This is a genomic window from Idiomarina piscisalsi, assembly GCF_003987095.1.
Classification (GTDB): Bacteria; Pseudomonadota; Gammaproteobacteria; order Enterobacterales; family Alteromonadaceae; genus Idiomarina; species Idiomarina piscisalsi.
In genome coordinates this window covers 79,237-103,950 of record NZ_PIQA01000013.1, presented here as the reverse complement: position 1 = coordinate 103,950, position 24,714 = coordinate 79,237, and the positions used below count along the sequence as shown (strand labels likewise).

Below are 24,714 nucleotides of genomic sequence, written 5' to 3'. Positions count from 1 at the left end.
ATGGTGTTACAGGATGAAGCGACTCAAGTCTTCATCTTGTGACAGCTGCCCAACGTGTTCATCTACGTAGGCCGCATCGACCGTCAATTTCTCACCACTGTGGTCGGTTGCATTGAATGAAATTTCTTCCATTAAACGCTCCAGCACCGTGTGTAAACGACGTGCACCGATGTTTTCGGTCGTTTCGTTCACGTGGAAAGCCACTTCCGCAATGCGTTGAATACCGTCTTCGGTAAAGTTCACCTCAACACCCTCGGTGTTTAATAACGCATGATACTGCGTTGTTAGCGAGGCACTTGGCTCTGTCAGAATGCGCACAAAGTCACCACTGGTTAACGCTTCCAGTTCAACACGAATAGGCAAGCGCCCCTGTAATTCAGGGATTAAGTCCGACGGCTTACTCATCTGGAAAGCACCAGAAGCAATAAACAGGATATGGTCGGTTTTAATCATACCGTGCTTAGTGTTCACCGTCGTGCCTTCAACCAATGGCAGCAGGTCACGCTGCACACCTTCACGGGAAACATCCGGACCACTGGTGTCGCCACGCTTACAGATTTTGTCAATTTCATCTAAGAAGACAATGCCGTTCTGTTCAACCGACTCAATGGCCGCTTCTTTAACGTCATCGGGGTTTAGCAGCTTGGCCGCTTCTTCTTCAACCAGCTGTTTATAGGCGTCTTTAATACGCATTTTGCGTGCTTTGGTCTTGTCGCTGCCCATGTTCTGGAACATGTTTTGTAGCTGCGACGTCATTTCTTCCATACCCGGTGGTGCCATAATCTCAACACCCATTTGCGGCATGGCTAAATCAATTTCAATTTCTTTGTCATCCAACTGACCTTCGCGCAGTTTCTTGCGAAATACCTGGCGCGTACCGCGCTGCTCTTCGCTTTCAGTCTTTTCTTCCTGCTGCGCCCAACCCGATTGATTCGCGGTTTTAGCCGGCGGCAACAGCACATCCAGAATACGTTCTTCTGCCGCTTCTTCCGCACGGTAGCGCACACGCTGCATCATTTCTTCGCGCGTTTGCTTCACCGCTACGTCGGTCAGATCTTTAATAATGGACTCAATCTCTTTACCGACGTAACCCACTTCGGTGAATTTGGTCGCTTCAACTTTAATAAAAGGCGCCTTTGCCAACTTCGCTAAGCGGCGGGCAATTTCAGTTTTACCCACACCGGTTGGGCCAATCATCAAAATGTTTTTAGGCGTCACTTCCTGACGCAGGTCATCATCGAGCTGCATACGGCGCCAGCGGTTTCTTAACGCCACCGCCACGGCTTTTTTAGCCTTATCCTGGCCAATAATGTGGCGGTTCAATTCATCAACGATTTCTCTTGGGGTCATCTCCGACATCTTAACTTTTCCCCTTAGTTATCTTGTCTTCGACAATCGACTCTTGCTCTTCGATGGTCTGATTGCCGTTGGTGTAAACGCAGATATCACCCGCTATGGTCAGTGATTTTTCCACAATATCGCGGGCGTTTAGTTCAGTATTCTCTAATAAAGCGCGAGCGGCGGATTGGGCAAACGGCCCGCCCGAGCCAATAGCAATAAGGTCATTTTCTGGCTGTACGACGTCGCCGTTCCCGGTAATGATCAATGAGGACTCTTTGTCGGCAACCGCCAATAACGCTTCCAGACGTCTCAGCGCTCTGTCGGTACGCCAGTCTTTCGCCAACTCGACGGCAGCACGCATAAGGTTGCCCTGGTGCTGTTCGAGCTTAGCTTCAAAACGTTCGAATAAGGTAAAAGCGTCCGCTGTACCGCCGGCAAAACCAGCCAACACCTGGTCATTATAAAGACGGCGAACCTTGCGAGCATTGCCTTTCATTACAGTGTTGCCAAGAGATACTTGGCCGTCACCACCAATGACAACTTTGTCACCGCGGCGTACTGATACGATAGTAGTCAAATCTGGACCCTCTTTTTGTCTTTGCGTCAATTTCTGACAACGATGACCAGTATCTGAGGGTCCTTTGAGAATTTTTCAATGGTGAGTTAGGACTAATCGATGTTCCAGTTCCAGATAGCGCAACCAAATACCTGATTACGCTGCAACTTATGGCGATCACGCTCGGCATCACGCTTGGTTTCATAAGGCCCCAGGATAACGCGATACCACAAGCCGTTACTACCTTCGGTGGCGCGAACTTGTGACTCTAACCCCGCCATAGCAATTTGGGCGCGCAAACGTTCAGCGTCTGACTGCTGACGGAATGAGCCGCACTGCATAAGCTTAGGCGGTCCCACTTCGCGTTCAGGCACGTCGACTTCCACTTCTTTGCTTTCCAGCTCTTCAATATAGCGCCAGCGCTCAGCTGACTTCTCCGGAAGCAGATCCGCCGGCGGTGCCTGAACTTCAGGTTGGTTGGCCTGCTCCTCCGACTTGCCGCTAATAGACACCAGAAAATAGACAAAGCCAGCAATAATTGCGATCGCAATAATCACAATAACCCAGGGTACAGGCTGTCTGTCATGAACCGGCTTTGCACCACGCTGAGTTTTCTTATTGTTGCCTTTTTTCTTCGACGGCTTGCGTTTGTTTTGCTTCGGCTTACGATTCGCGTAATCCATACTCAACTACATTTTCTCCAGCGTTGGAATACCCAGTAAATCTAAGCCCTGTTTCAAGACATTGGCCGTTAACCTTGCCAGCTTCAAACGACTATTGCGCAGTGCTTCATCTTCCTGATTCAAAATTGGGCAGGCTTCGTAGAAGCTCGAGAAACGCCCCGCCAAATCAAACAAGTAACCGCATAAGAAGTGCGGCATGGCTTTATTCTGCACCTGAACCAACACCTCGTTGAAACGAACCAGTTGGTTTGCCAGCGCAAGTTCACGCTCGTCGTCTAGAATGAAGTCGGCGCTTTCATCAAAGCCGGTCTCACCCAGACGATAAAAAATACTGTTCACACGGGTAAAGGCGTACAACAAATACGGTGCCGTATTCCCTTCAAACGTCAGCATGTGATCCCAGTCGAAAATGTAGTCGCTGGTGCGGTTTTTCGATAAGTCGGCGTATTTCACCGAGCTAATGCCAACCACTTCAGCAACACGTTTTTGCTCGTCTTCGGTTAGGTCCGTTGTTTTTTGTTGCAGCAACTCCAGTGCGCGGCGCTCCGCTTCGTCCAGCAAGTCGGCCAACTTAGTCACACCACCGTCTCGACTCTTGTATGGCTTACCGTCTTTGCCCATAACCGTACCGAAACCGTAATGGTCAAGTTTGATATCACCTTCGACAAAACCGGCTTTGCGAGCCAGTGTAAAAATCTGGTCAAAGTGCAATGACTGACGCGCATCGACAAAGTACATGAGGTGGTCACCGCCTAAGACTTTTTGGCGATATTCAATAGCTGCTAAGTCAGTGGTTGCATACAAGTAACCGCCGCCTTTTTTCTGAACAATAATTGGCAGAGGCTCGTCTTCTTTGCCTTTAAACTCGTCTAAGAAAACACACTGTGCGCCCTGGTCTTCCGTTAACAGCCCTTTTTCACGAAGGTGCTCAATAACGCCCGGCAGCTTATCGTTGTAAGCGCTTTCTGCCATGACGTCGTCGCGCGTTAACTTAACACCTAAACGGTCGTAAACGTCCTGGCAATGACTGAGTGACACATCAATAAACTGATTCCACAGTTTCAAACAATACTCGTCGCCAGACTGCAGCTTCACCACCAATTGACGTGCGCGATCAGCAAACTCTTCACTTTCATCGAAGCGTTGTTTCGCCGCTTTGTAGAAGGTTTCCAGGTTACTCAGTTCGTATTCAGCCGACTGATTATCCAGCGCTTCCATATACGCCAACAGCATACCGAACTGTGTGCCCCAGTCGCCCACATGGTTCTGACGAATGACTTTGTGACCTAAAAATTCACTCACGCGGGACACCGCATCGCCGATAATAGCCGAGCGCAAGTGGCCTACGTGCATCTCTTTCGCCAGGTTTGGTGACGAGTAATCAATAACGATGGTCTCACTGTTATCCGCAACATCAACGTTCAGGCGGTCACTACTGAACATAGCGCCTAGCTGATCTTTCAACTGGTCTTGTGAAATCGTGAAATTAATAAAACCCGGCCCGGCAATATCAGTTTTTGCCAGCAACGTATTTTCTGGAATTGCCTCAATAATGGCTTCTGCTAACTGACGCGGGTTTGACTTAGCAGGCTTCGCTAACATCAGCGCGAGGTTCGTCGCGAAATCACCGTGCGATTTGTCTCGGGGACGGTCCAACTTAATATTTACTGGGAGATCATCAGGCAATGTGCCCTGTGCTTTAAGTTGACCAATCGCTTCGGCCAGTAACTGTTCAAGTTGTTCTTTCATTAATGCGACTACCTGTATGAAAAATCGAAGAGGAAATTCAAGACGTTCAAATCCAAAGCGTATAGTTTAATCGCTACGCCCGATAAAAAAAACCGCTTAAGCGTTAATCAGCTAAAGTCTTGTGGGTCGATATCCAGCGACCAACGTACTTTTTTCAATAACGGCAAGGCGTTAATTTGCGGCAGCAAGTGCTCAATAAGCTGAAACCGCAGCTTCCTTGATGAGCAATGTAACAGCAATTGATACCGGTAACGACCGGCTTTACGTTCCATCAGGGCCGGCATTGGGCCTAATAAAAAAGCCCCTTCTACGTCGGGCATTAACTGCTGAATTTGAGTCATTGCCTGTATGACCGCGTCGCGGTCGGTTGCTTCTGCCCGAAACAGTGCCAAATATGAAAATGGCGGTAACTCACTTTGCTGACGTTCAGCAAGGGCGGTTAACGCAAAATGCGAATACCCATTATTAAGCAAATCCTGAATAAGTTCATGTTCAGGATGGTGAGTCTGCAGTACCACTTTACCCGCTTTATGTTCTCGCCCGGCGCGTCCCGCAACCTGGGTATACAGCTGCCCCAGGCGTTCCGCAGCGCGAAAGTCGGCACTGTAAAGCGCGCCGTCGACATCCAGTAAAGCGACCAGAGTGACATTGGGAAAATGGTGCCCTTTTGCCAGCATTTGCGTACCAACCAACAGCGGGTACTCGTTATTAGTCGCTTTTTGCAGGTATTCGTCCAGCTGACCTTTACGACGTGTAGAGTCTCGGTCTATGCGCAGCACACCTCGCCCCGGGAACATTTCTTTTAATGTGTGTTCCAGCTGCTCGGTGCCGACCCCGTGCGAAATAAGCTGCGGCGAACCACACGAACCGCATTGTCGCGGTATTCGTTGCTGGCTACCACAATGGTGACACTGCAGTTGCTGGTGAGTCTTATGCACGGTGTAATAAGCGTCACAACGGTGACATTGTGCCAGCCAGCCGCACTCATGACACATCAAAGCCGGTGCAAAGCCACGGCGGTTTAAAAACAGTAACACCTGATTGCCGCGCTCAATTTCGGTTTGAATTTGCTCCTGCAACGCTTTTGAAATACCCGCTTTTACCGGCTGCTGTTTCAAGTCAATAAGCTCGTGCTTGACCATTTTTGCGCCGCCGGCACGCTGCCCCAGCTGAAGCCAGTGGAAGCGTTTACTCACCGCGTTATTTAATGTTTCTAACGAAGCTGTCGCACTGCCCAATACTAGTGGTATGTCTAAAAGCGCCGCGCGCTTTGTAGCTAAGTCCCGCGCATGATACCGAAAGCCGTCCTGCTGTTTGTAAGACAAGTCATGCTCTTCATCCACAACAATAAGACCCAGCTTCTGGCAGGGGGTAAACACTGCCGAACGGGTGCCAATAACAATGGCAGCATGGCCGTGCTTTGCATCCAGCCAGGTATTTAAGCGCTCGCGGTCACTCATGGCAGAGTGCAGCATCACCACAGGCACATCGAAGCGCTCTTTAAAGCGCTGCAGGGTCTGCGGTGTCAGACCAATTTCCGGCACTAATACCAACACTTGCTCACCACGTTCCAGCACTGGCTGCATGGCTTGTAAATACACTTCTGTTTTACCACTGCCGGTAACCCCCTCCAGCAACAACGTACTATGCTTGCTCTGCTGGTTAATGGTCGATACCGCCACTGCCTGCTCGGTATTCAGCGAATGACCTTCCTCACGCAGTACCGTCTGCTGATTGCGCCAGTCTTTCGGCTTCTCCGGCGCCCGCTCCTGAACGGTTATCCAACCTTTATCCTGAAGGGTCCTGAGCACCGCCGAGCTTACGCCAATATCACTTAAGTCACTGCGCCGCAGCGGTTGGTGCTTCAGAGCGGCCAACACCTGCTGTTGTCGTGTTGCCCCTTTCAAATCGTTAATGGACTGTGCCAGCCCCAAGTCGGTTAACGCGTAAAAGGTTTCGGTTAAATATTCGGGTGCATCGCCCTTTCGCAACAGCACCGGCAAACTGTTTGCCGCCGCGTCTCCCAACGAATGGTGGTAGTAATCGGCCGCCCAGTTAACGAGCTGCCAGACATCCTCTGGCCATAACCGCTTAGCGTCGAGCACGTTTTTTACGTATTTCAGCTCAAATTCAGGCGCAGGATCATTTGCTTCACTGACAACATAGCCAACCAGCTGACGTTGTCCGAAAGGTACGCGCACTCTTACGCCCTGCGGCAATGGCTCAGGGCTGTTGCACAGGTAGTCATAAGTTTGTCGAAGAGGCAGTGGCAACGCAATTTTATAGCGCCGCTCACCACTGGTATTGGCTTGCGTCATGGCTCTATTTTGAAACGCGGACACCGATAATACAAGGCAATAGATTATGCTTGATCACAAGCCGTGGATCGCATAAAATGCGCGGCTCTTAAATCATTGATGTTTTTTTGCGCATGGTGTTCGGCTTTGGATCGAATGGCGATGCGGCCCATAACTGAGGTAACCCCATGAAACAAGGTATCCATCCTAAGTACGAAGCAATTACTGTAACTTGCTCTTGCGGTAATAAATTTGAAACTCGTTCAACTCGCACTGAAGACTTGCTGGTTGACGTATGTTCAGAGTGCCACCCATTCTACACTGGTAAGCAACGTGTAATGGACACTGGTGGTCGTGTTGACAAATTTAAGAAGCGTTTCGGCTCTCTGGGCAAGAAATAAGCCTAAGAAAAGCTATAGAAAACGCTACTTTAGAGTAGATTTATTAGAAAAGGCGCTAAACAGCGCCTTTTTTATTTCCCGCACCGCTGAAAAGCCTATTGTTAAAGAAAAGTTAACCGGTGTACTTTTAACCACCCTAAAAGTTTACTGCCAGCTAACTTACGGGAGGTATGATTTGTTTCTTCACTGAGAAGCGATAGACTGTCATTATTCTCAGTAACGCAAATTGGGCAACGTACCTCATGACTGACTTTCGCCAACAGGCACTGGACTACCACGAATACCCATCCCCCGGAAAAATATCGGTTGAGCTCACCACCCCTGCTGAAACCAGTAAAGACTTAGCATTGGCATACAGCCCAGGTGTTGCCGAGCCCGTGCGAGAAATAGCGCAAGACCCGGACAATGCCTATCGTTACACCGCAAAAGGCAATATGGTCGCGGTTATTTCCAACGGCACCGCTATTCTTGGTTTAGGTAATTTAGGTCCGTTAGCCTCTAAGCCGGTTATGGAAGGTAAAGCGCTGTTATTCAAGCGCTTCGCCGGGCTGGACTCAATAGACATTGAGGTGAGTCACCGCACCACACAGGACTTTATCAATACGGTCGCTAACATTGCCGATACCTTCGGTGGTATTAACTTAGAAGATATTAAAGCGCCCGAGTGCTTCGAAATTGAACAAGCGCTGATTGAACGCTGTAATGTCCCGGTTTTTCACGATGATCAGCACGGTACCGCCATTGTTACTGCGGCCGGTATGCTCAACGCACTGGAAATTCAGGGTAAAAAACTGGCTGACTCACGCATTGTTTGTTTAGGTGCCGGCGCTGCCGCTATTGCTTGTATGGAGCTGCTGATTAAATGCGGCGCTCAGCGCGAGCACATTTATATGCTCGACTCAAAAGGCGTTATTCATACACGCCGCGACGACTTAAATGAGTACAAGCAATTATTTGCAAACAACACCGACAAGCGCACATTAAAGGACGTTATTGACGGTGCGGATATTTTCGTTGGCGTGTCGGGCCCCGACTTATTAAGCCCGGAAGAGTTAAAACTCATGGCACCAAACCCGGTGATATTTGCCTGTTCTAACCCTGACCCGGAAATTAAACCTGAAGTAGCAATGGCTGCACGAGATGACCTTATTATGGGGACAGGCCGCTCTGACTACCCAAATCAGGTGAATAACGTACTTTGCTTCCCGTTTATGTTCCGTGGGGCGTTAGACGTACGAGCAACGGCTATTAATGACGAAATGAAAGTGGCGGCAGTGGAAGCCATTCGCCAACTCGCCAAAGAAGAGGTACCTGAGTCAGTCCTAAAAGGTGCGGGTGAAAAGTCGCTCACCTTCGGCAGAGATTACATTATCCCTAAGCCTATTGATCCGCGTTTGTGTCAACGTGTCGCCCGCGCAGTTGCGGAGGCCGCAGTGAAGTCCGGCGTCGCCAAAATCGATATGCCGGACAATTATATGATGGATTAATCGTCCAATTCGTCGTCGGTGGGGATGGGCAAACCACGTTTTTCCAGCTCATCTCGCACCGCTTTTGGTATTTTCTCAGGGTTCGTTTTTTTCAAGTCATCGTCTGTGGGTAACGGCTGGCCTGTAAAAGCGTGTAAAAAGGCCTCACACAGTAGTTCGCTGTTGGTAGCATGGCGCAAATTGTTCACCTGACGGCGAGTTCGCTCATCCGTAAGAACTTTCAGTACGCGGGTCGGAATAGACACCGTCACTTTTTTTACCTGTTGGCTCTTACGACCATGTTCAGCGTATGGGTAGATGTATTCACCGTTCCACTTCATTATTTTTGCCCTGCGTTATAACAAAACCACATAAGTTATATTGAATTGTACCCAACTGAGCCGCCCCGTCAATTTTTATCCGTCTAGATGGCTAAAAATTGCTGACATTTGCGTCACAATATTTTAGCCTTAAGGAAATAGCGCTTTCCAAAGCCACAGTAGACGCAGAGTTATTAAGGAAAATGGGATGACAGACGTACCGATCACTGACGCAGAAAAACAAAACGTGGCTGACAGCGTGCAAGTACATAAATTTGGCGGCAGCAGCTTAGCAGACGCATTCTGTTACCGCCGCGTTGCGCGTATTGTAACAGAATACGCCGGCGCCAGTGATCTCGTTGTGGTTTCGGCGGCTGGCGACACCACCAACCGCATACTTGCCATTATTAACGCCAAAGACAATCCAGGCGACACGGCGTCTATTTTACTCGACCAACTCGAACAGTTTCAGCAGGGGCTTATTACAGAGTTATTAAGCGGTGATTTGGCTGAACGTTTGCTTGAGCAGTCACGCAAAGACTTTGCCCGTTGGCGTCAATGGCTGGCCGGCGAAGAAATAATAAAGCACAACGCAGAGCTTTTATCTTACGGTGAGTTCTGGTCTGCCCGCTTATTGGCGGCTTTACTGCAAAAGCAAGGTACGCGCGCTGACTACATCGATGCCCGTGACTTCTTATTAGCCGCCGATGCCCCTGAACCCGTTATTCAGGTCGAAAAATCACGCGAGAATTTGCTCAAGCGTGTTGCCCCGCACTCGGGTACTCGCTTTATTGTCACTGGCTTTATCGCACGCGGTTTAAATGGTGAAAGCCTGACATTGGGCCGTAACGGCAGCGACTATTCAGCGACTTTGGTTGGCAGCCTGCTTGACGTAAAACAAGTGACTATTTGGAAAGACGTTGCCGGCGTTTATTCCGCAGACCCGCGTAAAGTTGAACGTGTTGTCAGCTTGCCTACGCTCGACTGGACAGAAGCGGAAGAATTAGCACGCCTGGGCAGTCCGGTTCTGCACCCCAGAACCTTTCAGCCGGTCGACCGTAACCGCATGGTCATTTCCGTTCGCTCCAGTTTGAAAGTGGAAAACCAGAAAACCCGCATTGGGCAGTTCCACGACACCGAGCCTCGCGGCAAAGTGTTCACGTCGCTTTCTGAAGTGTTGCTGTTTAAAGTACAGCTGCACGACAAAGCGCTTGTTAAAAAACTCGACGAGCTGGACTTAACGCCACTAGTCAGCTGGGTCGAGCCGGAGAATCACACTCAATATTTAGTCTTTCATCAAAACCATGCTGACTACCTTAACGAGTGGCTCGACAAGGTCGATGCCAACGATGCCATTACACAAATTCGCGGCTACTCAATGTTGGCCATTGTGGGCAATCGCATTCAGGAAACCGATCAGTTTTCGACCTTCAAACTGCAACTGTCTGAGCAAAAAGTACGTCGCTTCGTACTCAGTGAAAAAGGCGATTCCGCCGTTGCCATTTTAGAGCAGTCACTCGACAGCCGACTGCTTAACCGTCTGCACAGCCAGCTCTTTAACTATCGCCGCAGTTTGGGCGTTTTAGTCATTGGCCGCGGCAATATTGGCAGTGCCTGGCTGGAGTTGTTCCGCCAGCAGCGTGACCGTATTAACCAAGTCATGGACGTACGGGTTATTGGCATTGCTAACTCGCGCCAGCTTTGGCTGGACTACAACGGGGTCGATTTAGGTGAATGGGCCAACGACTTTGACCGTCTGGCACGCCCTTATGTGTTAACCGAACTGTTGAGAGAGCTACCTAACGCGCCTTATGACGAACTTGTCGTTATTGATTTAACCGACGCCAAGCAGGTTGCGCAACTGTACCCAAGCTTGTTTGCCAACGGCCTGCACATTATTAGCGCCAACAAGCGCGCAGGCTCGGCCGATGAAGCTTTGTACCGCGAAATACGCACCATTCAACACGAGTACAAACGTGAATGGCTTTACAACACCACAGTTGGCGCCGGGCTTCCGCTTAACTATGCCATTAACGATCTGCGTAACTCAGGCGATGAAATTCGCAGTATTTCGGGCATATTCTCCGGCACAATGTCCTGGTTGTTCGAAAATTTCACCAAAGGCGTCAACTTTAGTGACTTAGTCAAAGAAGCCAAGACCCGAGGTTACACCGAGCCGGATCCACGCGAAGATCTCTCCTGTCAGGACTTAGTCCGAAAACTGCTTATTCTTGCACGCGAAATTGGCTTAAAACTTGACTGGCAGGACATACAGGTTCAGTCCTTGGTGCCAGAGCATTTGCGGGACATTTCTGCGGCTGAGTTTATGGATAAAGTAACGGACATGGATGAACCCATGAACCAAATGCTGGAAGAAGCGGCGAAAGACGGAAAAGTCCCGCGCTTACTGGCCAGCTTTTCGGTAAGCCAGGACAATAAAGTCACGGCAAGCATTGGTATTGAATACATACCAGAGGGCGATATGCTGGCGAACCTTATTCCAGGCGAGAATATCTTCGTGATTTACACAGACTGGTATTCCGAAATGCCATTAGTAATTAGCGGCCCGGGAGCCGGCAAGCACGTCACAGCCGGCGGTGTGCAGTCAGACCTTAACCAGCTACTTGGGAAGCTGTCTGTCGGACAATAATTCTTGTCTCAATAGGCGGGCGTTAAAACAGCCCGCCTTCATCCTCGAATATATCGTCGTTGTTACTGTCGCCGCGAACGTACTCCGTAGGCTCTGTACCTTTAATAAAGTACTCAAACCGTGAGGTGTAGTCGTTTTTACGCGACAGTTTGCCCGTTTCTAAATCGATACGAACATTCACGACGCCTGGCGGAATGCTGAATTCTCGCGCCGGGTATTCAGGAATCGCTTTTTCCATAAAGAGTATCCAGCCCGGTAAAGCTGTTTTTGCGCCCGCTTCACCGCCTGTTATCGCTTGTTGGCTAGAGTCAACTTCAGGGTGCTTACTGGTGCGCCCCAGCTTTCTTGAAACGTCATCAAAACCAACCCAGGTGGTCGTCACTAAGCCTGAAGTGAAGCCCGAGAACCAAGTGTCTCGCACGTCATTGGTGGTACCGGTTTTACCGGCAATATTGCGGCCCACTTCCCGGGTAATTGGCTTCGACCGCTGAATACGCCATGACGTACCATTCCAGCCCGTACCATTTGGCCAGCTACCACCACCCCAAACGGCAGAGTTCATTGCCTGCTCAACCAAGAAGGCATTTTGCTCACTGATAATTTGCGGGGCTGGGTTCTCACAGTCATAACACGCTCGTACAGGCTCCGCTTCATAAACGACGTCGCCGCCTAAATTTTCAATTTTTGAAATGAAATAAGGCTCGATCAAAAAGCCTCCGTTGGCGAACACCGCGTAAGCTCGCGTCATTTCCATTGGTGTCATTGACATCGAGCCCAGAGACAATGACTCGTTTTCAGGAATGGTATCTCTGTTTAAACCAAACTTGGCAATATGGTCAGCCACCTGCTCAACGCCAACCTCGCGAATCAAGCGTACTGATACCACGTTTTTCGACTTCGCCAGGCCTTTTCGTAAACGGATAGGCCCCTCGTAAACTTCCGGAGAGTTTTTAGGACGCCAGGCAACACCCGATCCCGGATTCCATTGGTTAATGGGGGCATCATTCACCAGCGTCGCTAACGTCAGTCCTTTATCAAAAGCGGCTGAATAAATCAGTGGTTTAATGTTCGAACCCACCTGACGCTCAGCCTGCAAGGCTCGGTTGTATTGACTCAGAGTAAAGCTGTAACCACCGACAACAGCGGCCACGGCACCGTCATCGGGCCTTAACGACGCAATGGCCGAACTCGGCTCCGGTATTTGCGCTAAGCGCCACTGCTCATTAACGGTACGCAGCCAAATAACGTGGCCCGGTTGTATAATGTCAGAGGCCTTTTCCGGCGGCTCGCCCTGACGCTCTTCATTCAAATATTCGCGGGCCCAATGCATCGACTCCCAGGGCAGGGTCACAACGCCCTTGTCTTTTACCATGACCGTTGCCGTCTTTTCTTCGATCTCAGTCACAACAGCGGGTGTGACATCGCCAATGCGCTTGAGTTGCTCTAAATACTGCTCAATTTCCTCAGCGGATAACGCACTACGCCCGTCTTCTTCAGACCACAGAATACTAATAGGCCCGCGATAACCATGACGCTCGTCGTAGCTGTGCAGGTTATCCCACACCGCCTGCCGAGCCGCCAACTGAACATCACTTTTTACCGTTGTATAAACGTTGTACCCGCCAGTGTAGGCTTCCTCTTCGCCGTAGCGATCGACCATTTCCTGACGCACCATCTCAGCAAGATAAGGAGCGCTTACGGTCACTTCCGCACCATGACGACGCGCCGTCACCGGCGCACTCGCGGCTTCCTCGAATTGTTGACGGGTAATTTTGTTTTCATCCAGCATGCGCAACAGCACGACTCTGCGACGCTCTTTTGACGCTTGCGGATTAGAGATTGGGTTTAAATTAGACGGTGCTTTTGGCAAGCCTGCTAAGGTCGCCATTTGTGCCAGCGTTAATTCATGCAGCTCCTTGCCGTAATACACTTGCGCGGCCGCACCAATACCATGCGCCCGGTGGCCAAAGGTGATTTTATTTAAGTAAAGCTCCAGAATTTCGTCTTTACTCAGTTGCTGTTCGATGTGAACCGCAATAAAAGACTCTTTAATTTTACGCATGAGCGCGCGTTCAAACGTCAAAAAGAAGTTCCGCGCCAGCTGCATGGTGATGGTACTGGCCCCTTGCTGCACTTCGCCGGTTATTATGAGCACGCTAAACGCCCGCATCACGCCAATAGGGTCAACACCAAAATGCTGATAAAAGCGGCTGTCTTCGGTTGCCAAGAAGGCATCAATCAGTGGCTGTGGGACATCTTCGAGTTTAATAGGAATGCGGCGCTTCTCACCAAATTGTGAGATAAGCTGCCCGTCGGCGGTAAACACCTGCATTGGGGTCTGCCAACGAACGTCACGCAGCGTTTCGACGCTGGGTAACTCCGGTTTGACGTATAAATAAAGCCCACCAACTGTTGCACCACCAAGAACCACACAAATTAGCATTGTGTAGAGTAGCCGTTTAAACCACTTCAATGACCTGCTCCATAACCACTTAAAATGTAACTATCGGCAAAATAAGCATTTTCCGACACTACGTACCGCTTAAATCCTACCCCCATATTATGGCGGATTTTTGTTCAGAACACTACGATTGCATCTGGCTTTTACACAATAAGGATATTGTTTCATGTCGTTGCTCGAGCAAACGCCCATTGCGGTCTGTATTCAGCAAGAAAATTGTAAAATTTTGCAGCTGAACAGAAGCCACGGACGCTTTACCGTTCAGAACTTTGCCCACGAACTGACCGCCCAATTAACCACCCAGCGGTTCAAACGCTGTGGCTTAATATCAGCGTTAGACTATCAAGCCGTGCATTACCAGCAGCTGTCTAACGAATCTTCTACCGTCAGTGTTGAGGAAAGTATTTTACAGCAGCTGCCCTCAACTATGGACAACGAAGCCGGTTTTTCTTACGACTTTATTCAGCATGACAGCGGTCAAATCGAGGCAGCGATAAGTTCGGAGCGTGCACTGCAACAGTTAATATCGGACTTGGCGCCTCTTAACATTCCGGTCAAAGTCATTGAGCCTATTTACCATTCGATAATTCGCGCCACCAATACACTCATTCCGTATTTATGGCCGGAAGGTGCTCGCTTTTCCTCGAACATGAAATGGATTATTGCTGAGTTGCGCCAAAAGGTGTCGACACTCATTTATTGTGAAAGTGGCCGCTTTCAACGGTTCGAGAAACTGGCCACTGCTGAGTTGCTGCAACGGGTCTCTGATATGGATGACTACTGGCTATTCAGCTTTGGCGATAAGGTCGCGCAATCCGCATTGCGCACAACGTGTGAGAGCCAGTCTTTCAGCAAGCACATTGCTTTATCTACCGCACCGCTGTTTGCTGACGAGCCCGCGCCCACTGTGTCCGCTTTAGACAACGAAATTGCCCTTGTTGGCTTAGCTCTCAGAGGGTTCAGTCAATGGCATCGTTAAACCTGGTTACCAAAGACAACCGCTCTCATATTCTTAAGCATCCAGCGCTGAGCTTTATTGGTGTCAGCTTGTGTCTGGGTGCTATTGCCGTAGCGGTGCGATTTATTCTCAGTTACCAGCCAGTTATAGATAACGCGAATGAAATAGTCCTTCAGCAGTCTCGACAGTTAGAAAGCCGCGAACAAAAACAACACATTTACAAACAGCGGCGACAAGCTCTGGCTACAAGAGACGCCTTTTTGGATAGGCAACAAAGTGTCAGTGATGAAATTAATGCATTTGCTGCGTTACTAAAGCAAATACACATCAAATTTAGCGATATCAGTATCAGACTGAATAGCAGTCGACTGGAAGTGACTGCTTTGTATGAGGAGATTCCCCAAACGGAAAAACTCAAAACCTGGTTAAACACTGACTGGAAAAGCCAAAGCATTGCGGAGTCTTTTCATCAGCAGCTCCTGCCTGAAAAGCGCGTGCTGTTTGTACTCGAAAGGTCATCGTCATGAAAAGCTCGGTCACAAAAGCTATAGGTTTCTGGTCGACCTTATTTGTTGCTATCTGCATTCTTTGCACTGTAGCGGCGTATTTCTTTACTGCACACCAATCGCATCAGCTACGTCGGCTTATTTCAGAGAATGCTGATCAGTTAGCGACCCCAGTGCCGCCGTTGCCCAGAGAGCTTACTGAGCTGCTGCCTTCATCACCAGTGGACGAGCTGTTATCAACCATTGCCCAACGTTATCCGATTAACCTGCACTACCAACGCTCAGGCTCTGCAGACAGCACCTGGCTGATCACTATCGAAGCAGAGCCACAACAAGCAATGCGGTTTGTTGCTGAGGTTACCGGCTCTCAGTACAAACGCTATTCACACTTTCCGGAGACAGAAAGCCTGAGTTGGGAAGCTCTGGGCGCTAACAACAGTGATGTTTACGGCGTACTCCAGTGGCAATTTCGGTGGCAAACCGAGCACAGCATCAACCAATTAGAAAAGCCCATATACGCTAACCATTTTAAGCCTATTAATGTGCCGACCTTGTCCTGTTATGACAAACCATTTAGCGGCGCACAGCCTCAGTTTGTTGCGTCCCAAATGTCTGATGCAAGGTTAACCGCCATACAAACCGTTCCCAACCGCAAAGCTATTTTTAAAAGCCAAAACCAGGAGTGGGTAACGGCTTTAGAGGGCGACTGGTTAGGACAACACACCCAACTCGACACAATTCATTCAGACAGCTTAATCCTTTCTCACTGGCAACAGTCCGGAGACTGCTGGCATAAACACTCTGAACAACTGCGCATCAACAAGGAAAGTGACGCTTCATGAAGCATTTTATAACGACCTGCCTACTGGCCTCTTTATTTATATTCCACACATCTTCGGTAAGCGCGAGTCGCTTAGACTGGACGCTACTTTTGTCTGAACAGCAGCTAAATGAGCCTGTTTCGTTGTCTACCGACGGCCTGCCGCTTCGACAGTTGCTGCAACTGCTTGCTGATCAACACCAGCTGAACATTCTTATCGGTAACGACATAAGCGGAGAATCGACTTTAAAGTTTAAAGGTGTCGCCTGACAAGATGCCTTTCAAAGTGTCGTCAGTACACATGGCCTGTATTTAAAACGGCAGGGCGATTTGTTGTGGATAACCACCGAGCCTCAGGAGCACGAAGACAATGACAAGCGCACTTCTACTCTTTTGCGCATTAACTTTGCCAAAGCCTCAGACTTGGCGGCGTTACTGAAAAACGACCAGCAAAGCTTTTTATCGGAAGGCGGTGCCGTTAGCGTCGACGAACGCACCAATACCTTAATTATTCGCGACACGCCCGAGCAAATCGAGTCGGTTCGTCGCGTCATTGAAAAACTAGATATTCCGGTGCAACAGGTACTCATTGAAGCCCGCATGGTTACCGTTAAAGCCAACGTGAGTAAAGCTCTGGGCGTACGCTGGGGTGCTTCTAACTATGGTTTGTCGGTGCCGGAAGAAGGAGCCGGTTTTATTAAAGGTATGCACGTCGACTTACCTGTCACCAACCCGGCTGGCACCTTTTCAGCCAACCTGGCCCGGCTTAGCGACGACATTCTGCTCGACTTAGAGCTCACCGCACTGGAGCAAGAAAATAAAGCCGAAATTATTACCAGCCCGAAGATATTTACCTCGAACCAGCAAGCGGCCTACATTGAGCAAGGCACGGAGATTCCTTATGTTGAAACCGCAGCGCACGGCGCCACCGCCGTACAGTTTAAAAAAGCGGTTATGGGCCTTAGCGTGACGCCGCTTATCACACCTAACAATCATGTACTGATGGACTTAACCATTACCCAAAACACGCGAGGCGATACCGTCGCAACGCCCACCGGCCCGGCTGTCGCCATAGATACCCAGGAAATGTCCACTCGGGTGCTGGCTCGTAATGGAGAAACCATCGTACTTGGCGGAATATTTCAGGAACATAGCTTGAATGATGACAGTCGCGTCCCCATCTTAGGGTCTGTTCCAGTGTTAGGCAGCCTGTTCTCACATGAGCAGCAACGCAAAGAGAAACGTGAGTTGATGATATTCGTCACACCAACGATTCTGCAGCAAAACTAACACGGCTACCAATGGCTATTGCTAAAGTGACTCCGAGTTGAGATAATCCCGCTTCTTTTCGTTGGGTTGGGAGATTCTCCAGACACTCCGGATTCGTGAGTTACAGCTAATTTTAACCAATGATGTAAGCAGGAATATGGCTGAGAAACGTAATATTTTTCTTGTTGGGCCCATGGGGGCTGGCAAAAGTACGATTGGCCGTCAAATCGCCAGACAATTACATTTAGACTTTTATGACTCTGATTCAGAGATAGAGCGCCGTACCGGTGCGGATATCAGCTGGGTGTTTGAGCTGGAAGGTGAAGAAGGCTTCCGCGCACGTGAAGAGAAAGTCATAGAAGAACTCACTGAGAAAATGGGCATAGTGCTTGCGACCGGTGGTGGCTCGGTAATGAGCAAAGAAAGTCGTAACCGCCTATCAGCCCGGGGTATTGTGGTTTATCTAAAAACCCCTATTGAGAAGCAATTAGCACGTACCCAGCGTGATAAACGTCGTCCTCTTATTGCAGAAGCCGACGACCCACGTGAAGTATTAGAAGAGCTTGCCGAAGTACGTAATCCGCTGTACGAAGAAATTGCGGACATTACGGTTCAAACTGACGACCAAAGTGCAAAATTTGTCGTCAATGACATTATTGATCAGCTCGATACCATTAACGGGCTGGGATAAAACAAAGGAGCTGCGTTCATGGCCGAGGTTCAAGTCTCATTAGGCGAACGCAGCTACACTATCCATATTGGCAATGAACAACTTGCCAACTTCCGCACGACCAACGCCCATAAACTCAATAAACAGCTGTTTATTATCACCAATCCGACGGTGAGCCAGTACTATCTAAAACCCTTGCTGAACGTGCTAACCGACCACCAAGTCGACTTTTTTGAAATGCGCGACGGCGAGCAGTTTAAGAACCTCGACAGTTACGCTGAAATAATGGACCGGTTAATCAGTAAAGGCTACAACCGCGACTGCGGCATTATTGCCTTAGGCGGAGGTGTGGTTGGCGACTTAGCAGGCTTTGTGGCCGCGACTTTTCAACGTGGCGTCGATTTTTATCAAATACCGACAACCTTGTTGTCACAAGTGGACTCTTCGGTGGGTGGGAAAACCGCGGTTAACCATCCTCACGGTAAAAACCTTATTGGTGCGTTTTACCAACCTAAGTCGGTCACTATCGATATCGACTGCCTGCAAACCTTAACCGAACGAGACTTTCGCAGTGGCCTGGCAGAAATCGTTAAGTACGGCATTATTTATGACGCCGAATTTTTCCATTGGCTGGAGCACCACGCGGCAGAGTTAAAGCAGCAAGATCCTGACGCTTTAACCTATGCCTTAAAGCGCAGCTGCGAAATAAAAGCCGAAGTCGTGGCTAAAGATGAGCGCGAAAAAGGCTTACGAGCGCTTTTGAACCTCGGTCACACCTTTGGACATGCTATTGAGGCTGCCACAACCTACGGCGAATGGACGCATGGCGAAGCCGTTTCTGCTGGCATTATAATTGCATCTAAGCTGTCAGAAGTGACTCAGCGGCTATCGGCGTCAGATTTTCGACGAATTAAAGAGCTGCTGACAGCGTTTGAACTGCCGACTAAAGCGCCAGAAATGACTTGGGAGTCTTGGTTGGAGTACATGCAGCGTGACAAAAAGGTCAAAGACGGCCAGCTGCATTTTGTATTGCCTACCGCCATTGGTCAGGCAGACGTTGTCAAAGATATAGAGCACACCACCGTTGCTGCTGTGATCACTGAATGTTGCTAACGCACCTGCGTTATCTCTATTCGGCTAAACAGACAGGAACGAAACGATGCAAGCACTTGCGACCACACAACACATTGTTGCCGCACCGGTAAAAAATAAACCGAGCCAGCAGCAGGCAATTGATCAACTCCATCAACAATGCCAGCAAAGTGTGTCTTTAATTATGCTGCACGGCGCTGAAGGTAGCGGTAAAACGACCATTGCAGAACTTTTTCTGGAGCAAGCGTCGGACTATGCGGAAGTCGCTTTCATTTCAGCCAACGAGCGTTCAACCAACGACCGTCTGCGGGCGCAAATCCTGAATCAGCTGTTTGGTACTATCAGCATTAGTGACGAGTCACTCAGCCGCCAAATTCAGCGCCAACGCCCCCTGAACCACGCCATTATTGTGATAGACAACGGCGAATACCTGTCTGAAAGTTTTCTGGCCGAGTGCATATCAACAGTTTCACAACTCAGCGCCATTGGCCAACGCACCAGCATTATCGTTGCCGGTAGTTCGCGTTGGGCACAGCAGCAACGCCCGGCACCACACCTTCGCGTGCAAGGCCCCGCATTGGTCGAAGTTCAGCCATTCAGCCACGAAGAGCAAATTCGCTTCGTGCAGGCGTTGTTGCCTGAAAAACAACGCAGTTTCTGGAATTTAGAGCGCATTCAGCAGTTTTTAAACTCGATTAACGGCTACCCGGGGGAAATACAACAACGCCTGCAACTGGCTTTAGCGACTCAGGCGGCGCGCTATCGTGACACCTCACCGGCAGAACAAGAGCAAAGTGCGCCGGCAAGTGCGTCCGAGTCAGACGCTAAGAAGACACCCTCAAAAATGAAGCTGTGGCCTCTTATTTTAATTGCTGCACTTATCAGCACCGCGGTCGCTGGCTATCTGAATAAAGACCAGTTACTGCCGTTATGGGAGCAGTTCAATGGCTCAGTTCAAGAGAAGCCGTCGCCAGAAGCAACTGACGCAACATCCACACAAGCAAGCGAGGGTGAGGGCGAGCCTGCTCCGGCTCAGGCAGAAGAGCCACAAACAACCGAGTTACCAACCTTTGAACCTATTAACGAGCGCTCACTGGAACTTGTTCCTGAAGAGTTGGCATCGTCTTATCGAGCTTCTTTGGGTACTCTAAATAACAAAGCCGCAGCGGAGATAACAGAAGGTGATATCAGCGTTGGCTTCATTAAAGAGCAACAACCGAAAGAGGCTGAACCGGTAGGCACCGTGGTTGCTGAGTCTGGTGAAAGCAATGAAGCGCCAGCAGAAACAGCAGCCAACCAGCCCGCCCAAGCAGAACCAGCGACAAGTCAAACGGCACAGACTCAGGAATTACCGTTTAACACCGAATGGGCACTGAGCCAGCCGATTGACAGTTACACCTTACAAATTAGTATTATCAGCGACACGCAGCTGCTGTCAGATTTCCGCCAGGACTACGGCTTAACTGACAATACGCAGGTGTATCAGCGCGAAGATAACCGCTATGTCATTATTTTTGGTAGCTACAATAGTATTGAACAGGCACGCAATGCCGCTAGCGAACTGCCTCAGGCGGTTCAGCAAATGGAGCCCTGGGCTAAGTCATTTGCCAGCGTTCATACCGACATTCAGGGACGTTAATACTCACAGCAATTTTCATCCCCCGGCCTTTGGGTTACAATCCGTTGAGGATCAACCAACGGCCGGCGCATGAAGAAGAATCGGGCATTTTTAAAATGGGCAGGCGGTAAGTACTCACTTATCGAGCCAATATCAGCACGCTTGCCGCAAGGTAAAAAGCTCATTGAGCCCTTTGTTGGTGCCGGCTCTGTGTTTCTGAATACGGACTACGACAGTTACCTGCTGAACGACATTAACCAGGACTTAATAACCCTGTATCAGTTCGTGAAGCGTCGTCCTAAAACCTTTATTCAGGACGCCCGCAAGCTTTTCATTGACCGTAATAACCAGCCCGACGCTTACTACGCGCTACGGGCAGAGTTTAACGCCAGCAGCGACCCGTACTACCGCTCTTTGCTGTTCTTGTATATGAACCGACATGGTTATAACGGCTTATGCCGCTACAACAGCAAAGGCATTTTTAACGTTCCTTTTGGCGACTATCGAAAACCCTATTTCCCGGAAAAAGAGCTCGAGCATTTTGCCGAAAAAGCCCGCAAAGCCAAGTTTATTTGCCGGCCGTTTGAGCAAGTTTTTCGCCGCGCACGTCAGGGCGACGTCATTTATTGCGACCCACCGTATGCGCCATTAGTACAAGCGTCTAACTTCACCAGCTACGCGACTGGTGGCTTTGGTCTAACCGACCAACACGAGCTCGCACGCCGGGCAGCACAAGTGGCCAAGAAAAGAGATATACCGGTGCTTATTAGCAATCACGATACTGAACTAACGCGGGCCCTCTACAAGCAAGCGGATATTAGCAGCTTGTCGGTGTCGCGCAGTATTAGTCAAAAGGGTGACGGCCGTAAACCCGTTACCGAACTGCTTGCGCTCTATAATACGGATTCAGCCGCAAGCAATGTCGTATCTATTAATAAAAAACTGAAGAAAGTAGGCACATGAACTGGCATTTAAAAGCATTTAACGACCTTTCACTGCACGATCTCTACGACTTACTGAAAGTTCGCCAGGAGGTGTTCGTTGTCGAGCAAACCTGTCCGTACCTCGATGCCGACGGCGCCGATGAACACGCACTGCATTTATACGCACGCAACACCGCCGATGAAATGGTCGCCTACGCGCGTCTTTACCTTGCCACCGCAGACACTGGCTACTCGCGTATTGGCCGCGTGCTGACTCATGAGAAAGTACGTCGCCAAAAGCTTGGCATTGAGCTTATGCAACGCAGCATCGACTATCTTGAGAAGTACGCACCGCAGGCGCCTATTCGCGTGGGTGCTCAGGTTTATCTACTCGACTTTTATAAAAGCTTCGGCTTTGAGCCTATCAGCGAAGAATATCTGGAAGACGATATTCCACACATTGATATGCAACGTAAGGCGGCTCAGTGACCGTCACAGCTCGGGTTCCGGTGCTTGCAAGCAGCGATGCTGACATCGTTGCCGCAAAAACTATTGCCGAACGTTGGGGGCTGCCGTCGGAAGCCAGAAACGATGACGCTTTTCAGCTGTGGCTGAATGACGGTGTGTTAGCCCTGCACTGGCTGCAAAGCCCACAGAAAATGTCACCGCTAGTGGTCGACTTTCATCAGGGAAAAGCCGCGTACCGTGCGCAGAATACGCAATTAAAAAACGAAGCCATAGCCAAGGCAGTGGGTGTCACCGGGCAGTTCAAACCGTTGGTCGTTGACGGCACTGCCGGCCTTGGCCGAGACGCCTTTGTACTGGCCGGGTTAGGCTGTAGTGTGCAGCTTATAGAACGTCACCCGGTGGTCGCTGCGCTGCTCGATAACGGCCTGCACAGAGCTCAGTTAGAAGCCGACGATATTGGCGAAGCCTGTCAGCGAATGCACCTAATAGGCACTGACAACTTATACACCGGCAAAGGCTTCACCCACGAGCCCGACGTGGTGTATTTAGACCCAATGTACCCAAAAACCGGCAAGCAAAAAGCGCAGGTGAAAAAGGACATGCAAATTTTTCAGCAGTTGGTCGGCAGCGACAACGACGCTAATTCGCTACTGGAGCCTGCACTTGCCCATGCTAAATTCCGAGTGGTGGTTAAGCGCCCGAACAGCGCACCTTTTCTGGCAGAGCGTGAACCAAACAGCCAAATTAAGAGTAAAAAACATCGCTTTGATGTTTACATAAAACGAGGTTTCAATGAGTCAGCAAATTAAAGAAGGCGATAAAATTCCATCCGGTTCACTGACCAGCAAAGGTGAACTTGGCATTCAAAATTACGACCCAGCAGAGATATTTGCTAAGGGCACCCACATATTGTTCTCCGTACCCGGCGCTTTTACTCCGACCTGTTCGGAAAAACACTTGCCCGGTTATGTCGAACACGCGGAAGCATTTGAAGAAGCTGGTGTTTTAAGCATTAACTGCGTAGCCGTTAATGACGCCTTTGTGATGAAAGCCTGGGGCGAGTCGCTTGGGATCGGAGAAAACGTTCGGTTATTGTCTGACGGTAACGGCGCCTATAACCAAATGCTCGGCCTGGCAATGGACACGGGCAACTTTGGCGGTATTCGCTCAAAACGCTATGCCATGGTCATTACCGACGGCACTGTAAAAGGCTTATACGTTGAAGACGAAAAAGCCTTTGAAGTCAGCAAAGCGGAATACATTCTGGAGCAGTTGCAACAATAATGTCGAACTGGGATGTCATTGTTATCGGTGCCGGGGCGGCAGGGCTTCACTGCGCTGCCCATGCTGCTAAACGCGGTAAGTCGGTATTAGTGCTTGATCACGCCAAGCAGGCGGGCAAGAAAATACTGATATCGGGCGGCGGCCGCTGTAATTTTACCAATATGTACGCCGGTCCCGATAACTTTTTGTCATCTAACCCGCACTTTTGTAAGTCTGCGCTTAGCCGCTATACCCAATGGGACTTCATTGGGTTAGTAGCTGAATACGGCATTCCTTACCATGAGAAAACCTTAGGCCAGTTGTTTTGCGACGACTCCGCCAAAGACATTGTGCGCATGCTCATGAGCGAGTGCGACCGCTACGGCGCGCGGGTACAGTTACGTACTGACATTGTGTCGGTCGACTTTGACGACGAGTATTGCCTAGACACCAGCCGTGGTGAATACCGCAGCGATAAACTGGTGGTTGCCTGTGGCGGGCTTTCCATGCCGAAACTCGGCGCTACCCCCCTGGGTTATCAAATTGCCGAACAGTTTGGGCACTCCATTGTGCCCGTACGCGCGGGCTTAGTCCCATTTACCCTGCAAGAAGACGACAAAGAACGCTTTGCCGAGCTTTCCGGCGTTGCGGTACCAGTGACCGCAGAGGCTAACGACGGCTATTTCCGTGAAGCCATGTTGTTTACGCACCGAGGCGTCAGCGGTCCCGCTATTTTGCAGGTGTCGTCCTACTGGCAGCCCGGCGAAGCCGTGACCATTAACCTGCTGCCCGACGTAGACGCTTACGAATGGCTGAAAGACCAGCAGCGCCAGCAACCGAAAACTCAACTTAATACGATTCTGCAAGCGCACTTCCCGAAACGCGTGGTGACCGCACTGGCCGAGCACCACCAGTGGCCATTAAGCAATAAACTGGCTGATACGTCGAACGCACAGTTCCAGACCATAGCCGATAACTTGAACCGCTGGCAGCTCAAACCCAACGGCACCGAAGGCTATCGCACCGCCGAAGTCACCCTAGGCGGCGTGAACGTCGACGAAGTCAGCTCCAAAACCATGGAAAGCCAAAAGCAACCGGGTCTGTACTTCATTGGCGAAGTGCTGGACGTAACAGGCTGGCTAGGAGGCTTTAATTTTCAATGGGCGTGGAGTAGTGGTTTTGCTTGTGGGTCTGAGTTGTAAA

22 protein-coding genes and 1 pseudogene are annotated in these 24,714 nt (G+C 49.9%); 16 read left to right on the top strand and 7 right to left on the bottom strand.

Translation table 11 applies throughout. The features are described 5' to 3' along the window. Positions 1–6: 6 nt before the first annotated feature. The 5 genes from hslU to priA form a co-directional block, all read right to left on the bottom strand. Positions 7–1,359, bottom strand: coding sequence for an ATP-dependent protease ATPase subunit HslU (hslU, locus tag CWI73_RS11240; protein ID WP_126752865.1), 1,353 nt, complete (start codon positions 1,357–1,359; stop codon positions 7–9). 1 nt (position 1,360) lies between these two features. Beyond that, complete coding sequence (gene hslV, locus CWI73_RS11235; RefSeq protein ID WP_058578528.1) at positions 1,361–1,918, bottom strand: ATP-dependent protease subunit HslV; 558 nt, start codon at positions 1,916–1,918, stop codon at positions 1,361–1,363. A 92-nt stretch (positions 1,919–2,010) separates the two neighbouring features. Further along, positions 2,011–2,580 carry an SPOR domain-containing protein gene (locus tag CWI73_RS11230; protein WP_126752864.1) on the bottom strand — a complete coding sequence of 190 codons (570 nt, stop codon included), beginning with the start codon at positions 2,578–2,580 and terminating at the stop codon, positions 2,011–2,013. 6 nt (positions 2,581–2,586) lie between these two features. Next, positions 2,587–4,329 carry an arginine--tRNA ligase gene (gene argS, locus CWI73_RS11225; RefSeq protein ID WP_126752863.1) on the bottom strand — a complete coding sequence of 581 codons (1,743 nt, stop codon included), beginning with the start codon at positions 4,327–4,329 and terminating at the stop codon, positions 2,587–2,589. A 107-nt stretch (positions 4,330–4,436) separates the two neighbouring features. Beyond that, the gene (gene priA, locus CWI73_RS11220) at positions 4,437–6,647 is read right to left on the bottom strand and encodes a primosomal protein N' (RefSeq protein ID WP_126752862.1); all 2,211 of its coding nucleotides are present in this window, start codon (positions 6,645–6,647) and stop codon (positions 4,437–4,439) included. A 167-nt stretch (positions 6,648–6,814) separates the two neighbouring features. Here priA and rpmE point away from each other — a divergent pair, with 167 nt between their 5' ends. After that, entirely contained in the window at positions 6,815–7,027 is a 213-nt protein-coding gene (rpmE, locus tag CWI73_RS11215; RefSeq protein WP_126752861.1) for a 50S ribosomal protein L31, read from the top strand. Between the two features lie 242 nt (positions 7,028–7,269). After that, positions 7,270–8,514, top strand: coding sequence for a malic enzyme-like NAD(P)-binding protein (locus CWI73_RS11210; protein ID WP_126752860.1), 1,245 nt, complete (start codon positions 7,270–7,272; stop codon positions 8,512–8,514). Here CWI73_RS11210 and metJ read toward each other — a convergent pair. Then, a complete protein-coding gene (metJ, locus tag CWI73_RS11205) occupies positions 8,511–8,834 on the bottom strand; it encodes a met regulon transcriptional regulator MetJ (RefSeq protein WP_053953393.1) in 324 nt (107 codons plus the stop codon). The two genes, CWI73_RS11210 and metJ, sit on opposite strands and share 4 nt — an antisense overlap. A gap of 187 nt (positions 8,835–9,021) precedes the next feature. Between metJ and CWI73_RS11200 the strand changes: the two genes are divergently transcribed. Next, complete coding sequence (locus CWI73_RS11200) at positions 9,022–11,463, top strand: bifunctional aspartate kinase/homoserine dehydrogenase II (protein WP_126752859.1); 2,442 nt, start codon at positions 9,022–9,024, stop codon at positions 11,461–11,463. Between the two features lie 22 nt (positions 11,464–11,485). Here CWI73_RS11200 and CWI73_RS11195 read toward each other — a convergent pair whose 3' ends face one another. Beyond that, the gene (locus CWI73_RS11195; RefSeq protein WP_126752858.1) at positions 11,486–13,936 is read right to left on the bottom strand and encodes a penicillin-binding protein 1A; all 2,451 of its coding nucleotides are present in this window, start codon (positions 13,934–13,936) and stop codon (positions 11,486–11,488) included. A 154-nt stretch (positions 13,937–14,090) separates the two neighbouring features. Between CWI73_RS11195 and CWI73_RS11190 the strand changes: the two genes are divergently transcribed. The 13 genes and pseudogenes from CWI73_RS11190 (at position 14,091) to CWI73_RS11135 (ending at position 24,713) form a co-directional block, all read left to right on the top strand. Continuing rightward, positions 14,091–14,903, top strand: a complete 813-nt coding sequence (locus CWI73_RS11190) for a hypothetical protein (protein ID WP_053953396.1) — start codon at positions 14,091–14,093, stop codon at positions 14,901–14,903. Continuing rightward, positions 14,891–15,409 (top strand): hypothetical protein, encoded by a 519-nt coding sequence (locus CWI73_RS11185; protein WP_126752857.1) that lies wholly within the window; start codon positions 14,891–14,893, stop codon positions 15,407–15,409. Before CWI73_RS11190 ends, CWI73_RS11185 begins: the two co-directional genes overlap by 13 nt. Beyond that, entirely contained in the window at positions 15,406–16,230 is an 825-nt protein-coding gene (locus CWI73_RS11180; protein ID WP_126752856.1) for a hypothetical protein, read from the top strand. The genes CWI73_RS11185 and CWI73_RS11180 overlap by 4 nt, the downstream gene beginning before the upstream one ends. Further along, positions 16,227–16,478: a hypothetical protein gene (locus CWI73_RS12610; RefSeq protein ID WP_241968895.1), complete on the top strand. Its 252-nt coding sequence runs from the start codon at positions 16,227–16,229 to the stop codon at positions 16,476–16,478. The genes CWI73_RS11180 and CWI73_RS12610 overlap by 4 nt, the downstream gene beginning before the upstream one ends. Before the next feature lie 15 nt (positions 16,479–16,493). Further along, positions 16,494–17,498: pseudogene (gene pilQ / locus CWI73_RS11175) on the top strand (type IV pilus secretin PilQ); the annotation flags it as partial. 136 nt (positions 17,499–17,634) lie between these two features. Further along, positions 17,635–18,168 carry a shikimate kinase AroK gene (gene aroK, locus CWI73_RS11170; RefSeq protein WP_126752855.1) on the top strand — a complete coding sequence of 178 codons (534 nt, stop codon included), beginning with the start codon at positions 17,635–17,637 and terminating at the stop codon, positions 18,166–18,168. 18 nt (positions 18,169–18,186) lie between these two features. Beyond that, entirely contained in the window at positions 18,187–19,260 is a 1,074-nt protein-coding gene (aroB, locus tag CWI73_RS11165; protein WP_126752854.1) for a 3-dehydroquinate synthase, read from the top strand. A 46-nt stretch (positions 19,261–19,306) separates the two neighbouring features. Next, complete coding sequence (locus tag CWI73_RS11160) at positions 19,307–20,878, top strand: SPOR domain-containing protein (protein ID WP_126752853.1); 1,572 nt, start codon at positions 19,307–19,309, stop codon at positions 20,876–20,878. A gap of 69 nt (positions 20,879–20,947) precedes the next feature. Then, on the top strand, positions 20,948–21,820 hold the full coding sequence (locus CWI73_RS11155; protein WP_126752852.1) for a Dam family site-specific DNA-(adenine-N6)-methyltransferase: 873 nt from the start codon (positions 20,948–20,950) through the stop codon (positions 21,818–21,820). Continuing rightward, entirely contained in the window at positions 21,817–22,269 is a 453-nt protein-coding gene (locus CWI73_RS11150; RefSeq protein ID WP_126752851.1) for a GNAT family N-acetyltransferase, read from the top strand. The genes CWI73_RS11155 and CWI73_RS11150 overlap by 4 nt, the downstream gene beginning before the upstream one ends. Then, positions 22,266–23,057 (top strand): class I SAM-dependent methyltransferase, encoded by a 792-nt coding sequence (locus CWI73_RS11145; RefSeq protein ID WP_126752850.1) that lies wholly within the window; start codon positions 22,266–22,268, stop codon positions 23,055–23,057. The genes CWI73_RS11150 and CWI73_RS11145 overlap by 4 nt, the downstream gene beginning before the upstream one ends. Next, positions 23,041–23,532, top strand: coding sequence for a peroxiredoxin (locus CWI73_RS11140; protein ID WP_126752849.1), 492 nt, complete (start codon positions 23,041–23,043; stop codon positions 23,530–23,532). The genes CWI73_RS11145 and CWI73_RS11140 overlap by 17 nt, the downstream gene beginning before the upstream one ends. After that, complete coding sequence (locus tag CWI73_RS11135; protein ID WP_126752848.1) at positions 23,532–24,713, top strand: BaiN/RdsA family NAD(P)/FAD-dependent oxidoreductase; 1,182 nt, start codon at positions 23,532–23,534, stop codon at positions 24,711–24,713. Before CWI73_RS11140 ends, CWI73_RS11135 begins: the two co-directional genes overlap by 1 nt. The last annotated feature ends 1 nt before the right edge of the window (position 24,714 follow it).

Excerpts from the sequence above, each read along its gene's own strand:
- CWI73_RS11180 (WP_126752856.1), top strand. The coding sequence starts at position 15,406 with ATGAAAAGCTCGGTCACAAAAGCTATAGGTTTCTGGTCGACCTTATTT.
- CWI73_RS11140 (WP_126752849.1), top strand. The coding sequence starts at position 23,041 with ATGAGTCAGCAAATTAAAGAAGGCGATAAAATTCCATCCGGTTCACTG.
- CWI73_RS11150 (WP_126752851.1), top strand. The coding sequence starts at position 21,817 with ATGAACTGGCATTTAAAAGCATTTAACGACCTTTCACTGCACGATCTC.
- CWI73_RS11160 (WP_126752853.1), top strand. The coding sequence starts at position 19,307 with ATGCAAGCACTTGCGACCACACAACACATTGTTGCCGCACCGGTAAAA.
- CWI73_RS11185 (WP_126752857.1), top strand. The coding sequence starts at position 14,891 with ATGGCATCGTTAAACCTGGTTACCAAAGACAACCGCTCTCATATTCTT.
- CWI73_RS11190 (WP_053953396.1), top strand. The coding sequence starts at position 14,091 with ATGTCGTTGCTCGAGCAAACGCCCATTGCGGTCTGTATTCAGCAAGAA.
- argS (WP_126752863.1), bottom strand. The coding sequence starts at position 4,329 with ATGAAAGAACAACTTGAACAGTTACTGGCCGAAGCGATTGGTCAACTT.
- priA (WP_126752862.1), bottom strand. The coding sequence starts at position 6,647 with ATGACGCAAGCCAATACCAGTGGTGAGCGGCGCTATAAAATTGCGTTG.
- hslU (WP_126752865.1), bottom strand. The coding sequence starts at position 1,359 with ATGTCGGAGATGACCCCAAGAGAAATCGTTGATGAATTGAACCGCCAC.
- metJ (WP_053953393.1), bottom strand. The coding sequence starts at position 8,834 with ATGAAGTGGAACGGTGAATACATCTACCCATACGCTGAACATGGTCGT.
- aroK (WP_126752855.1), top strand. The coding sequence starts at position 17,635 with ATGGCTGAGAAACGTAATATTTTTCTTGTTGGGCCCATGGGGGCTGGC.
- CWI73_RS11230 (WP_126752864.1), bottom strand. The coding sequence starts at position 2,580 with ATGGATTACGCGAATCGTAAGCCGAAGCAAAACAAACGCAAGCCGTCG.
- aroB (WP_126752854.1), top strand. The coding sequence starts at position 18,187 with ATGGCCGAGGTTCAAGTCTCATTAGGCGAACGCAGCTACACTATCCAT.
- CWI73_RS12610 (WP_241968895.1), top strand. The coding sequence starts at position 16,227 with ATGAAGCATTTTATAACGACCTGCCTACTGGCCTCTTTATTTATATTC.
- CWI73_RS11210 (WP_126752860.1), top strand. The coding sequence starts at position 7,270 with ATGACTGACTTTCGCCAACAGGCACTGGACTACCACGAATACCCATCC.
- CWI73_RS11200 (WP_126752859.1), top strand. The coding sequence starts at position 9,022 with ATGACAGACGTACCGATCACTGACGCAGAAAAACAAAACGTGGCTGAC.
- rpmE (WP_126752861.1), top strand. The coding sequence starts at position 6,815 with ATGAAACAAGGTATCCATCCTAAGTACGAAGCAATTACTGTAACTTGC.
- CWI73_RS11135 (WP_126752848.1), top strand. The coding sequence starts at position 23,532 with ATGTCGAACTGGGATGTCATTGTTATCGGTGCCGGGGCGGCAGGGCTT.
- CWI73_RS11155 (WP_126752852.1), top strand. The coding sequence starts at position 20,948 with ATGAAGAAGAATCGGGCATTTTTAAAATGGGCAGGCGGTAAGTACTCA.